General features: G+C 43.1%; 12 protein-coding genes. 4 read left to right on the top strand and 8 right to left on the bottom strand.

Annotated elements, in window-relative coordinates; all coding sequences use genetic code 11:
* Positions 1 to 390 precede the first annotated feature (390 nt).
* From AC59IL_RS08255 to sppA, 4 genes are all read right to left on the bottom strand, one after another.
* On the bottom strand, positions 391 to 903 hold the full coding sequence (locus AC59IL_RS08255; RefSeq protein WP_496551630.1) for a DUF2911 domain-containing protein: 513 nt from the start codon (positions 901 to 903) through the stop codon (positions 391 to 393).
* Positions 904 to 934: 31 nt separating this feature from the next.
* On the bottom strand, positions 935 to 1,429 hold the full coding sequence (locus AC59IL_RS08250) for an SRPBCC family protein (protein ID WP_496551629.1): 495 nt from the start codon (positions 1,427 to 1,429) through the stop codon (positions 935 to 937).
* Positions 1,430 to 1,516: 87 nt separating this feature from the next.
* Entirely contained in the window at positions 1,517 to 2,614 is a 1,098-nt protein-coding gene (locus tag AC59IL_RS08245; RefSeq protein ID WP_496551628.1) for an ABC transporter permease, read from the bottom strand.
* Between the two features lie 193 nt (positions 2,615 to 2,807).
* On the bottom strand, positions 2,808 to 4,562 hold the full coding sequence (gene sppA / locus AC59IL_RS08240) for a signal peptide peptidase SppA (RefSeq protein WP_496551627.1): 1,755 nt from the start codon (positions 4,560 to 4,562) through the stop codon (positions 2,808 to 2,810).
* Positions 4,563 to 4,621: 59 nt separating this feature from the next.
* On the opposite strand from sppA, the gene folK reads away from it, so the two are divergent.
* Positions 4,622 to 5,104: a 2-amino-4-hydroxy-6-hydroxymethyldihydropteridine diphosphokinase gene (gene folK, locus AC59IL_RS08235; protein WP_496551626.1), complete on the top strand. Its 483-nt coding sequence runs from the start codon at positions 4,622 to 4,624 to the stop codon at positions 5,102 to 5,104.
* A gap of 212 nt (positions 5,105 to 5,316) precedes the next feature.
* Positions 5,317 to 5,949: a deoxynucleoside kinase gene (locus AC59IL_RS08230; protein WP_496551625.1), complete on the top strand. Its 633-nt coding sequence runs from the start codon at positions 5,317 to 5,319 to the stop codon at positions 5,947 to 5,949.
* A gap of 125 nt (positions 5,950 to 6,074) precedes the next feature.
* On the opposite strand, the gene AC59IL_RS08225 is transcribed toward AC59IL_RS08230, so the two are convergent.
* A complete protein-coding gene (locus tag AC59IL_RS08225) occupies positions 6,075 to 6,683 on the bottom strand; it encodes a hypothetical protein (RefSeq protein WP_496551624.1) in 609 nt (202 codons plus the stop codon).
* A 261-nt stretch (positions 6,684 to 6,944) separates the two neighbouring features.
* On the opposite strand from AC59IL_RS08225, the gene AC59IL_RS08220 reads away from it, so the two are divergent.
* On the top strand, positions 6,945 to 7,415 hold the full coding sequence (locus AC59IL_RS08220; RefSeq protein WP_496551623.1) for a hypothetical protein: 471 nt from the start codon (positions 6,945 to 6,947) through the stop codon (positions 7,413 to 7,415).
* Between the two features lie 9 nt (positions 7,416 to 7,424).
* Here AC59IL_RS08220 and cysM read toward each other — a convergent pair whose 3' ends face one another.
* A complete protein-coding gene (gene cysM / locus AC59IL_RS08215; RefSeq protein ID WP_496551622.1) occupies positions 7,425 to 8,297 on the bottom strand; it encodes a cysteine synthase CysM in 873 nt (290 codons plus the stop codon).
* Positions 8,298 to 8,556: 259 nt separating this feature from the next.
* On the opposite strand from cysM, the gene AC59IL_RS08210 reads away from it, so the two are divergent.
* A complete protein-coding gene (locus AC59IL_RS08210; protein ID WP_496551621.1) occupies positions 8,557 to 9,813 on the top strand; it encodes an MFS transporter in 1,257 nt (418 codons plus the stop codon).
* A gap of 84 nt (positions 9,814 to 9,897) precedes the next feature.
* Here the strand turns inward: AC59IL_RS08210 and AC59IL_RS08205 are convergent, their stop codons facing one another.
* Together AC59IL_RS08205 and AC59IL_RS08200 are read right to left on the bottom strand one after the other, a co-directional pair.
* Positions 9,898 to 10,182: a DUF4242 domain-containing protein gene (locus AC59IL_RS08205; RefSeq protein WP_496551620.1), complete on the bottom strand. Its 285-nt coding sequence runs from the start codon at positions 10,180 to 10,182 to the stop codon at positions 9,898 to 9,900.
* A 108-nt stretch (positions 10,183 to 10,290) separates the two neighbouring features.
* On the bottom strand, positions 10,291 to 12,519 hold the full coding sequence (locus tag AC59IL_RS08200) for a monovalent cation:proton antiporter family protein (RefSeq protein WP_496551619.1): 2,229 nt from the start codon (positions 12,517 to 12,519) through the stop codon (positions 10,291 to 10,293).
* Between the last annotated feature and the right edge of the window lie 78 nt (positions 12,520 to 12,597).

Raw genomic sequence — 12,597 nt, 5'->3', positions numbered from 1 at the left:
GTTTATGAGCTAAGGATCATTTCCATTGAACGAAGGATCTTTGCGTATAAGCAAAAGGTTTTTGTTCATGAGAAAAAGTCCGGAACTTACCTGCAAAGACATTTTTCCCAAAGCGCAGAACATAATTTCCAAAGCAATTATCCAATTTACACAAGCAATGACCAATTTCCTGTAGGCGCAGCCTCATTTCATGTAAGCAGAAGCTCATTTACTGTAAGCAAAAGGTCATTTCAAGTAAGCAAAATATCATTGTTCATGGGAAATTATCCTTTATAGGTTGATTTATAACGGTCATTCCTGCAAATCGCGTGATCCTTTAAAGCCTGTTTTTAAAAAAAAGTCCCGCCTTCGGCGGGACATAATATTTTTTAAACCGTTGTTCAGATCAATTTACAGAACATTGAAATCAACTTCTTCGTTACCCCATATCAGTGACACTTTACCGGTTTTGGCAATGGTAAAGGTCATACGCTCTGTGAATGCAGGCGCTTTGGCAGGTTTTACCGTTACACGCAATGCATCGTCTGATTCAGAATAACCATCTGAACCCCACAAGGTCGACTTTTTATTAAAGATAACTACCCACTGGTCTTTTCCGGGAATGGTGTACAGTCCGTATTTTCCGGCAGGCAACGTTTTGCCTTCAACCTTTACTTCTTTACTTATTTCAAAAGTGGTGGCTTCATTGGCGCCTGTTCTCCAAACCTGTCCGTAAGGTGCAATTTCTTTTCCTATTTCGCGACCTTTAACAGCAGGCTGGCTATAGTCGACCGTTATTTTTACGCCTTTGCTGGTTGTTTCGGTTACCTTAGCCGGTGGGCTTGGTCTTTTTGATTTATCACCCTGCGCCATAACGCCGGCCACGCTTAAAACCATAACAGACAAAAACAATAGTTTTTTCATACCTTTTTGATTTTACACGGAAAGTAAGCTATTATGGATTTTTCTCCACCAACTTTTTCAGGTTACCCAGCGATTTTTCCATAGGCGGCCCCAATTGCTTATCAAAGACGATGCTACCGAACTTTTCCCAGGGATACCAGCGTAAGTGAATATCAAAATACCATTGCACCACCAGCCGGTCGCCATTGCCCTGCCAGGTGAAACCGCTCACGAACGACCGCGCATTATGCTGTTGCCAGTTGGTGAACAGCGTGTCGCCGGCCAAAGCCTGTTTGGTAATGGTAAGCTTATCAGTAGTGATTGAGGTTTCTGTAAATTCTTTAGTGGTTAAACCGGTATCGTTCAGCATTACATTCCATTGCTTCCATTGCCGCAGATCGGTTATGGCGGGCAGCAAACTGTCTTTTGACGCCGTAATATCAACTGCTCTTGAAATGCGTATATGCGACGGAATTAGTAACGACATACCCAGTACTAATAAAAACAAAACAACTGCGCTGATGATGGCCAGTTTGATGAAACGCATAAAAACTATTTTTTGATTTAGGGATTTTGAAATTTTGTGATTTGAAATCCAGAAATCCCGAAATCTCAAAATCAGAAATTCAATAATCTATTCCCATCTAAAAATTCTAATCAATACACTATACCCTATGAGGCACCATACTACGAGGATGGTTATTTCTTTTCCTACACCCAACAAATGCATACCCTCGAACGATACTTTACGCATGGCATCGTTAAGAGCTGTAAGGGGAAGATAATTCACTACGGCCTGTACGCCCTGCGGCAACAAACCTTTTGGAAAAAATGTGCCCGATAAAAAATATTGCGGAAACATAAACAGGTTGGCGTAAATGGGAATAACATTCTGATTTTTGGCAATACTGCTGATGATAAAACCAAATCCCATAAATACGGTAATACCTAAAAAGCTCAGCACCAGTAATTCGAGAAAGGTAATAAACCCATGTGCGAGGGTAAAATGATAAAAGAAGGTGCCGAACATTATCAATACGATCGATGTAGTTAACTGAAACAATATGCGTGCAACGCTTTCGCCCAGTACAATAAAGGTTTTACGAACCGGCGTGGCAAACATGCGTTTTAATACCAGCGTTTCGCGCAGCGTAAAAAACACAAATGCCACCCCAAACACTGCTGAACCGATCAGTGAAAAACCCAACATGCCGGGTAAATAAAAATCGATCATCCGGTATCGGCGGCCGGGCATTTCTTCAACTGAAATGGTAGCCATTTTATTTTGAGCCGAATTGACTGTTACTTCATTTATAATACTGCGCAATATCGCCTGCACCGTTGGCAAATCGCGCTGACTGGCCGATGTTGTTTTCAGATGTATGTCATACCGGGAACCGGTGGGATTATTTTTTTGTTCCCTGATCTCGATCATGGCAGTAATACGTCCTTTCTTTAACCGGTCTAATAATTCAGCCTCACTACCCGTATTAATATCGAAAACCGACGCGCTTTTAATAGCGAAATACACAGGGTTCAACGTGTCGCTTTTTGCATCAAATGCCACATCCACCGAAATGCCCCGGTTGCCGCTTAAAGCCCCGAACACCATGATTAGTACGATCGGAAAAAACAAACTAAAAAATATGGCCTGAGGGCTTTTAAAAATGGCCCGCAGGGTGGCTCTGCAAATAGCCCACATGGCGGTCCATTGGTTGTAATTACCTGACATAGGTGACGAGAATTAGGGGGCAAAGCTATCATTTAATATCGAATGTCGAATAATGAATGATGAATGTCGAAGTCAAAACCCCGCACCCAAATCCTTTAATATCAAATGCCGAATATTGAATGGTGAATGTCGAAGTCAGCACTCAGCACCCAAATCCTTCAAAATTCTACATTAAAAATTCAATATTCGATATTTATTCAATGGTAAACTCGAATGGCAAACGGGCCTGGCTAACACCCATCATTTGTTTTACGCGTTTCATAGTTTGCAGGGTTTTCATGCCATCTTCGCCCAGTTCGGCCTTTAAAGCGGAATGGGTGGCCTCTTTTTCATAGTTGCCGAAAAGCAGTTCCAGCACATTGTGCGGCTCGGGATATTCTTTCAGGCGGTAATCGGTTACTTTAGCCATGCGGGCTGCACAGGCTATGGCATCACCCAGTCCGCCGATGCGGTCAACAAGGCCCAGTTGAATGGCACGTGAACCAGTCCAAACACGTCCCTGGCCGATGCTGTCGATATAGTTAATATCTTTTTTACGTCCCTCGGCTACCCGGCTCTTAAAAGTAAGATAGGTTGAATCGATACTATTTTGCAGGTATTTTTTCTGGGCCGGCGTTAATGGCTTGGTGGCGCTTAACATATCGGCTTCGGGTGCTGTTTTTACACCATCGAACGTAACACCCAGTTTTTCGTTAAAGAACTTTTGCAGGTTGGGCAACATGGTAAACACGCCAATAGAACCGGTGATGGTATTGGTTTGTGCAAAAATGCTGTCGGCATTGCACGATAAATAATAAGCGCCCGAGGCCGCCACATCGCCAAAACTCACCACTACAGGTTTTACTTTGCGGGCAAGTGTAAGCTCACGCCATATGTTTTCGCTGGCCTGTGCGCTTCCGCCACCCGAATTAATACGAATTACAATAGCCTTCACTTTATCATCGAGCCTTGCTTTGCGAATAAGATCTCTATAGGTTTCGCTACCGATCAAATCGCGGTCGCCTTTTCCATCAATAATATCGCCCTGCGCATAAATAACCGTGATCTTTTCTTTGCCATCGGCTTTATAGTCTACAGCTTTGGCATATTTTGCAACCGAAATAAAATTCAGCTTATCAATTTTGGCAACGCCCAGTTTTTTGGCAATCTCTTCTTTTACTTCATCATCATATTTCAATCCATCTACCAAACCGTATTTCGCGGCATCGGAAGCACTTTGTATGCGGTATTCATTGGCGTACTGGTGAAGTGTAGCCGTATCAATTTTACGCGTAGCAGCTGTTTGTTCAAGCAGTCTGCCGTACATATCGCCCAATAAAACCGATAACTGCAGGCGGTTGGCATCGGTCATCGACGTTTCGCGAAAAGGTTCTGTAGCGCTTTTAAATTTTCCTGCATAAAATATCTGGGGCTCTATTTCAAGTTTTTGCAATAGGCCTTTTAAAAAGGCGAGCTGAATAGCAAACCCACGCCAGTCAACACCCCCTTTTGGGTTACAGTATATTTTATCGGCCACGTTGGCAATCGAGTAACCACCCTGCGTTATAACATCGCCATATGCATATATAAATTTTCCGGCAGCTTTAAAATCAAGCAGGGCATTGCGTATTTCCTGGCTATTGCCCATACCGTTACCATTGTGACTGCACTTGAGGTAAATGCCTTTTACAGCCGAATCGCCTTTAGCGTATTTGATCAGTCGCAACACATCGTACAGGGCGGGCACATCCCCGTCTTCTTTATCCGAAAGACGTGCAAGCGGGTTTTCGACACCAATTTCGGGGTAATCGCGGGCAAGGTCGATCACCAATACTGCTTTGGCGCCCGTATTTGCTTTTTCCGGGGCTGTGAGACCGGTCACAAGTCCTACAAAAACAAAAAACAGGATGAGGCAAAATACGATCAGCGCCACAAACGAAGCGAGGAATATTTTAAAAAAGCTCTTCATTAACAAATTTATTTTAAACGAAATTCAAAGATATTTGACCCTTCGATGGAGTGCAATATATGAATAAAGTCTTTTTACTGATAGGCGGCAATATGGGCAACCGGTTGCAAAACCTGCGGCAGGCCATAGTATTTTTACAGAACACCTGCGGCCCGGTAGTGCAACAATCGGCTGTGTATGAAACGGCAGCCTGGGGTAAAACCGATCAGGCGGCTTTTTTGAACCAGGCGGTTTTATTAACCACCCCGCTCCCTGCACAGGAGCTGATTGCCACAATTTTAACGATTGAAGAAAAAATGGGGCGCCGGCGGATGGAAAAAAACGGTCCCCGGATCATAGATATCGATATTCTTTTTTATAACGATGCCGTTATCGATGAACCGAACCTTACGGTACCTCATCCGCAGTTGCAAAACCGCCGCTTTGCGTTGGAACCATTGAACGAAATAGCGGCCACCTATGTTCACCCGGTGTTGCTGAAAACCATTGAACAGTTGCTGTTGGAGTGCAGTGATAAGCTGGCTGTTAAGAAGCTGCTTTAAAGAAGCAGGCAGTAGGCAATGGACAATAGACAATTGGCAAGTAGGAAGTGGCGAGTAGGAATTGGGAGTCAGGGAACAGGTATAAGGGAGCAAAAGAAATTTGCCTGAAAAGAACCACAAACTACAAACCACAAACATTTTTATTACCGTTTTACGTTTCACGATTGACCATTCACGATTGAGCATTCACGATTGACCATTCACCATTCACGATGAAATATCACTTTATCACTATAGAAGGAAATATTGGTGCAGGGAAAACCACGCTGGCCCATTTGCTGGCGAAACATTTTAATGCACGTTTAATACTGGAAGAATTTGCCGATAATCCTTTTTTGCCCAAGTTTTATGAAAACCCGCATCAATATGCGTTTCCGCTTGAGTTGTTCTTTATGGCCGAACGGTACAAACAGCTGAAGGAGCTGATCCATACAAAAGATCTGTTTCAAAGTACTACCATTACCGATTACCTGTTTACGAAATGTTTGCTGTTTGCGAAAGTAAATTTGCCTGAAGAGGAATTCAGGTTGTATCAGAAACTATTTGATATCATACATCAGCAACTGGTTCAACCCGATATTCTTATTTACCTGCATGCGCCTGTTAACCGGTTACAACAAAATATCAAAAAACGCAACCGCTCATACGAACAGGGCATTGCCGATGAATACCTGCTGAACATTCAGCAAACGTATACCCACTACATAAAACAGCACAATATAAAAACCCTGTTCATCGATGCCTCCAATGCCGATTTTCTGGATAACCCGAAACATTTACAGGTAATTATCGATGCGCTTGACCAGGACTATGAGAACGGGCAGCATTATTTTTCATTACCTTAATAGCTCGCGCAAAGTCGCCAAGGCGCAAAGGTCCTGAACCTTGTAACCTGTAACTTGTAACCCTGCAACTTGTAACCTGAGCCTGGGCCTTGCTTGCCGCCGAAGCTTAAGCGGAGGCGGGTACCTTATTTTTTCACTTCTTCCTTCGCCTTCACAACCGATGGCTGGGCCTTTGGTTTTATAGCAGCTACGTTATTGTTATTGCTACTACCATTACTACTACTATTCACCACTGCTATGCGATGCATACCCATTTTAAAAGCAACGTACAACAGGCTTAGTGTTACCCCAAACTGAATTACAGTAAGGGAATTTGAAACAACATGCACTGCCGGACTTATAGCTGTTTTCATTTGTTTTTCGCTCATGGCCGATAAGGGAGGAAAAATAGAGGAATCGCCAAAATAAATCATTTCAGATATGATAACCTGCTTATTGATAGTGGCTATTAATAAAATCAGAATAGCGCCTGCAACTATAATAATGATGTTGGAAGCTTTGCGTGTAAAATGATGCCGGATCTCTTTTATGAGATAAATAAAGAAAACGAAAAAAACATATAAGGGAAGAACGATCTTCCAGGAAGAAATGGTGAAATAAGTTTCGTGTAAACGGATGTCGAATTGATTACTGAGGAAAGTCCAGCCAAATACAAATATGGTAACGAATACGGTGGCGTTTAAAATAACAGCCAACCAGATTAATTCAATGAATAACGGCTTAAACTTTTGCATAGGTTACAAATCAGGCTTAGGATAAATATTCACAATCAGACGGCAATTATTGTACCGTTTTGAAGCCTTTCCGGGCCTGCATGCAGCACCCTTGCCACCCGGCTGCATCATGCATGGGTGGCCGCAATCCTGAATGATTGAGGCTGAATAGATAAGGAATCCTTTTAATAATTTAAAAAAATATACTGCCCCTCAAATAATTTCCAACGGCTTGCCATTAGCGGGCACTTTATTTACTTTGCGTAATAACAATGTAAGCTAATGACCTTAACCGAAGCCAGTATCAACGCACAAAACTTTATTCATCAATATAATAAAGGATGGCCAGCCGATTTAAACTTAAAGTTGGGCATTGGAGAAATTACAGAATTTACCGGCTGTTATTATTTTGATTTTATCTTACTTCATCTCAACGGAGAAGAATATGCCGAACCTCCCCTTGCGGGTCCCCCGGGACTTATCGTTTCCAAAGCCGACGGCCACATAAAAATTATTGGTCACGTAGACTTACACTTGCTGCATGACGAGGAAAAAAAGATGGACAACCTATATCAGTTACTCATAAACGTTAAAGAAAAAAAACAGGGGTTAGACACTATTAAAAGCATGTATAATCTCAATTCAAGACAATTATTACTATTCAGCAAAACATTGCAACATGAATCAATTGAAAGAAATACTGCAGAGCACCTTTTTATTACGATAATAAAAAGAATTACCGGCACCTCATAATAAGGATAACTACCCAAACAAATCACTGCTTAAATATCTGTCGCCCCGGTCGCAAACGATAAATACAATAACGCCCGACTCAATTTCCTTTGCCAGTCTGATGGCCGCTGCTGCAGCACCGCCACTGCTCATACCGGCAAACACACCTTCAACTTTCGCCAGTTGCCGTGCCATAACGGTAGCTTCCTGTTGCGATACATCCATAATACGATCAACCCGGCTGGGATCGAAAATTTTTGGCAAATATGCTGCGGGCCATCTGCGTATACCGGGTATCGATGATTCTTCGGTAGGCTGGCAACCTACAATTTGAATGTTTGGATCTTTTTCTTTAAAAAACATACTGCAGCCCATAATAGTGCCGGTGGTGCCCATAGAGCTAACAAAATGAGTAATTGTTTGATTCGTATCGCGCCATATTTCGGGCCCGGTGGTTTTATAATGTGCTTTGTAGTTATCAGGATTCGAAAACTGATTCAATATTACATACTCTCCGGTGGCAGCTTTTTCTTCGGCATAATCACGGCATTTTTCAATGGTATCCAGCAGCGTTACTCTGGCGCCGTATGCTTCCATGGTAAGCGTTCTTTCGCGGGTTGAGGTAGAAGGCATTACCAGCTCTATATCGAGGTTGAACAGGCACGCCACCATGGCCAGCGCTATGCCGGTATTGCCGCTGGTTGCTTCAATTAATTTTGATCCCGGTTTTATGTCGCCACGCTCCAGCGCCGATTTAATCATGTTTAATGCAGGCCTGTCTTTTACACTGCCGCCCGGATTATTGCCCTCGAGCTTGGCATACATCGTTACATGCTTATTTGGGTTCAATGTTTTTATTTCTACCATCGGGGTATTGCCTACCAGGTCGATAATGCTTGCCATTGTTATTTTTTATTCAGAATACTGAAATTACGTTGATTAGTTGAAAAGTTGACGAAAGTTGACCAGTTAATAAGTTAACCAGTTGACAGTTGAAAAGTTCACGACGCATTGACAATCTGACCAGTTGATAAGTTGAAAAGGCAGCAAACTTTATTTTTTTATCATATATCATTCAGCCAGTTACCTTGTCAACTGATTAACCCATCAACTTATTAACTTTTCAACCTACTTTTACGCCTGATCATCAAATAGTAAGTGAATGCCAGCCGATCTGAGTCCCGAAAATTCAGCAAGTCCCTTTGTTTCTATTCGAATAAAAGAATTTCGCCTGTATATCATTCAACGGTTCTTTTTTATCATGGGAATGCGCATGATTGGAACCGTTGTTTGGTGGAAGATGTACCAGATCACCAAAAATCCGCTGGCGCTTGCCTTTATCGGATTGTCGGAAGCCATACCAGCTATTTCACTTGCGCTGTATTCGGGTCATGTGGTAGATAAAAGCGATAAACGCACCCTGCTTTTCAGAACTATTTTACTATACTTTTTGTGCGCATCGGCACTGATGTTCATAACGCTGCGCAATACCGAATTGAACCTGGGCAAACATTTTGTTCAGTATGGTATATACCTGGTTATTTTCTGCACCGGCGTTATTCGCGCGTTTTCGGGCCCCGCTTCCAGCTCTATACTGGCGCAACTGGTGCCAAAAAACATTTTACCCAATGCAGTGTCCTGGAGCTCCGGCACCTGGCTGTCGGCATCGGTACTCGGCCATGCCTCTGCCGGATTTTTAATTGCCTATACCGGCTATACCGGCACATTTGTGTTGATTGTTACTTACATACTCATAGCGGCTATTGCCCTTTACCAGGTAGAACGCAAACCCATTGTACATGCCAACAAAGAACAGGCTACATGGGACAGTGTTAAGGAAGGATTGCGCTATGTTTTTAAAACCAAAGAATTATTGGGTGCATTTTCGCTCGATATGTTTGCCGTTTTATTCGGCGGCGCTGTTGCCATGATCCCTTTTTATGCAGGCGAAATTTTGCATGTGGGCGCCATCGGGTTCGGCTGGCTCAATGCAGCGGCCGATATTGGTTCCATTAGCATCATACTTACGCTTACTTTACGTCCGCTGCGTAATAAACAGGGGCTAACGCTGTTGTATGTGGTGGCAGGTTATGGTTTGTGCATTATTACCTTTGGGTTATCGAAAGTTTACTGGCTGTCGTTTACTGCATTGCTGATGAGTGGTGTACTCGACGGAATCAGTGTGGTAATACGCGGCACTATTCTGCAGTTAAAAACACCCGACGAAATGCGCGGACGGGTTTCTTCGGTAAATTCCATGTTCATCAACTCATCTAACGAGATCGGTAATTTCGAAAGTGGCGTAGCGGCTAAACTGTTGGGCATTGTGCCTTCGGTGATATTTGGCGGCGCCATGACGTTACTGGTGGTAATGACTATGTGGTTTAAAGCGCCAACCCTCAGAAAGTTTGAATATTAAACAATTTGAAAATTTGAAAATGTGCAAATTTGAAAATAGGACCGGCTGGGAACAAATCAGCACATTTTCAAATTACTTCAATAGTTAAACCATTACTTCTTCTGCTGTTACAGGATCTATGACTGCTCTTACACGGCTGATTTTATCGGCCGGAAAGCCGCCTTCTTTTGCGTGCTGTTTAATCATTTCTTCATTGGGCGCATTGTACACGCAATAAATTTTGTTATCTGTTACATAGCTTTGAACCCATTGTATTTCGGGTCCCATATTGCGTAATACATCGCAGGAGCTTTGCGCAATTTCCTGCAACTGGTGCGTTGAGGAATTGCCAATGTTCGGCAACTCTCTTTCAATTACATACTTTGGCATAGCAATTATTTTTAATGTAATTTACTGATTAGTTGAAAAGTTAACAAGTTGAATAGTTGAAAAGTCAGACAACCAATAAACCTGTTAACTGGTTAACCTGTCAACTGATTAACCTGTCAACGCCCTCAACTGCTCAATCTTTTTGCGGTCGCCCACTATCCAAACCACATCATCCCATTCAAACACGGTAAAAGAACCAGGGTTCAATATGCGTTCTCCGTTGCGTTCAATGCCAACTACCAGTCCGTTGGTCATTTCGCGAATGCGTGATGCGCGAATGGTTTTACCCTTCAATCCATTGTGCTCATCTACAATTATTTTATTCAGGGATATCTCTTCATGGCCATCCTGCGAATTAACTGTTTCAGCTTCTACTATTTTCCTGAACTGCTCCAGTTGCACATCGGTTCCAATAACGGCAATTTTATCGTGCGGGAACAGCATATCGGTACGTCCCGGCGCCTTTATGGTTATGGCGCCGCGTTCAATAAAGGCGATATTAATTCCGTATTGTTCACGCCAGGCAAGCTCCTGCAGGGTTTTACCTACCACGGCCGATTCAGCCGTTAAAGTAAAGAAAGCCATATGCGCATCCCAGGGCGATAAATCGCCGGTACCGGAAGTTTGCATACGTTCCCGTTCGTTAAGGTTCGATAAAAAACGCTTTTCAATACGTGCATAAAACGAATTCAGTCTGCGCGAAAAAACAAGCAGCACTATAATGATAACCGGCAAAATGGCCCCCAGAGCAATCATGGTGTTGAACAGCTGGTTCACCATAAACCCCACCAATACCACCAGTATTACATTTCGCAATACTTCGAGCATCACCAGCGGACCATGGTTGTATTTTTTATCGAGCCATAAATTGCGGTAAGCAAGCGAATGCATTTTTCGAATCGATAGCGCCCATAAAAACGGCGCCGTAGCAAACAGGGTAATAACAAATGTTATGACAGCCGGCAATCCGTTATCGGGCAGTTGCGATTTTATAACAGGAAATAAATACCGGACCGATAACAAAATCAGCGCAGCAGTGATCACCGTATTGGTCAACATAATCACCAGATACGATCGTAAAACAATTCTCCAGTCGCTTTCGGCCTGTATGATTTGCGCCCCGGTGCTGTACTGGTTTATAGCTGCGCGCCATTTCATGGGCAGCCTTGGCGATAACCAGTTGTAAAAAGGTTCAGCCAGCCTTATCATATACGGTGTGGTAAAAGTGGTGATCACCGAAACACCAACTGCTATGGGGTACAGGTATTCGCTGGTAACGTTTAAACTCAATCCCAATGTGGCAATGATAAAAGAAAATTCGCCGATCTGCGCAAGGCTCATGCCCGCCTGCAACGATTGCTTTAATGGTTGGCCCGATAACAAGGCGCCTAATGTTACATTCACCGTTTTTCCCATAATTACCACCAAAGAAAGAAGCAGAACCGGAACAATATATTGCATCAGCAGGGCCGGATCGATGAGCAGGCCTACCGATACAAAAAATATAGCGCCGAATAAATTCTTTACCGGTTGCACCAGGTGTTCAATTCTTTCGGCCTGTGTGGTTTCGGCCAGCACCGAACCCATGATAAAAGCGCCGAGCGGAGCCGAAAATCCTGCATAAGTGGCCAGCACTACCATCAGCAAACAAAGTCCCAGCGAAATCACCAGCATGGTTTCATCGTTCATCATTTTGCGGCCCCATTTCAAAAAGCCGGGCAACAAAAAAATACCTGATATAAACCAAAGGCATAAAAAGAAAACCAGCTTCAATACCGATTGCAGCATTTCGGCGCCTGCAAACTCACGACTCACTGCGAGGGTACTCAATAACACCATCAGCAATACAGCCATTACATCTTCAATAACCAAAACGCCCAATACCACGCCGGCAAACTTTTTTGTTTTAACACCCAGTTCATCAAATGCACGAATGATGATGGTAGTAGAAGAAATGGCAATGATACCTCCGAGGAAAATGCAATCCATAGCTGGCCATCCCAGCATTTTGCCGGTAACATAACCTAACGCCACCATACAAATGATTTCGAATATACCGGTTATGCCTGCCGTACCGCCAATTTTTATCAGCTTTTTAAAACTGAATTCAAGGCCCAGGCTGAATAATAAAAATATAACCCCAATATCGGCCCACACTTTTATACCATCCACATCTGAAATGGTGGGTAATAACGAAAAGTTGGGTCCAACCAGCAGGCCTGCCAGTATATAGCCCAATACAACAGGTTGTTTTAACCGTTTAAATATAAGGGTGGTTATACCGGCGATAACCAGTATAAGCGCAAGATCCTGTATGAGTGATGGCAAATGCGACATGAATCAATTGGCAATTAGCAATGGACAATTGGCAACAGGCAATTAGCAATTGGCAATTGGCAAACGTAAGCCTTTAAT

The organism is Niastella sp. sgz303648, from assembly GCF_059587045.1.
This window is presented reverse-complemented; position numbering and strand designations above follow the sequence as displayed.

Excerpts from the sequence above, each read along its gene's own strand:
- AC59IL_RS08255 (WP_496551630.1), bottom strand. The coding sequence starts at position 903 with ATGAAAAAACTATTGTTTTTGTCTGTTATGGTTTTAAGCGTGGCCGGC.
- AC59IL_RS08250 (WP_496551629.1), bottom strand. The coding sequence starts at position 1,429 with ATGCGTTTCATCAAACTGGCCATCATCAGCGCAGTTGTTTTGTTTTTA.
- AC59IL_RS08245 (WP_496551628.1), bottom strand. The coding sequence starts at position 2,614 with ATGTCAGGTAATTACAACCAATGGACCGCCATGTGGGCTATTTGCAGA.
- sppA (WP_496551627.1), bottom strand. The coding sequence starts at position 4,562 with ATGAAGAGCTTTTTTAAAATATTCCTCGCTTCGTTTGTGGCGCTGATC.
- folK (WP_496551626.1), top strand. The coding sequence starts at position 4,622 with ATGAATAAAGTCTTTTTACTGATAGGCGGCAATATGGGCAACCGGTTG.
- AC59IL_RS08230 (WP_496551625.1), top strand. The coding sequence starts at position 5,317 with ATGAAATATCACTTTATCACTATAGAAGGAAATATTGGTGCAGGGAAA.
- AC59IL_RS08225 (WP_496551624.1), bottom strand. The coding sequence starts at position 6,683 with ATGCAAAAGTTTAAGCCGTTATTCATTGAATTAATCTGGTTGGCTGTT.
- AC59IL_RS08220 (WP_496551623.1), top strand. The coding sequence starts at position 6,945 with ATGACCTTAACCGAAGCCAGTATCAACGCACAAAACTTTATTCATCAA.
- cysM (WP_496551622.1), bottom strand. The coding sequence starts at position 8,297 with ATGGCAAGCATTATCGACCTGGTAGGCAATACCCCGATGGTAGAAATA.
- AC59IL_RS08210 (WP_496551621.1), top strand. The coding sequence starts at position 8,557 with ATGCCAGCCGATCTGAGTCCCGAAAATTCAGCAAGTCCCTTTGTTTCT.
- AC59IL_RS08205 (WP_496551620.1), bottom strand. The coding sequence starts at position 10,182 with ATGCCAAAGTATGTAATTGAAAGAGAGTTGCCGAACATTGGCAATTCC.
- AC59IL_RS08200 (WP_496551619.1), bottom strand. The coding sequence starts at position 12,519 with ATGTCGCATTTGCCATCACTCATACAGGATCTTGCGCTTATACTGGTT.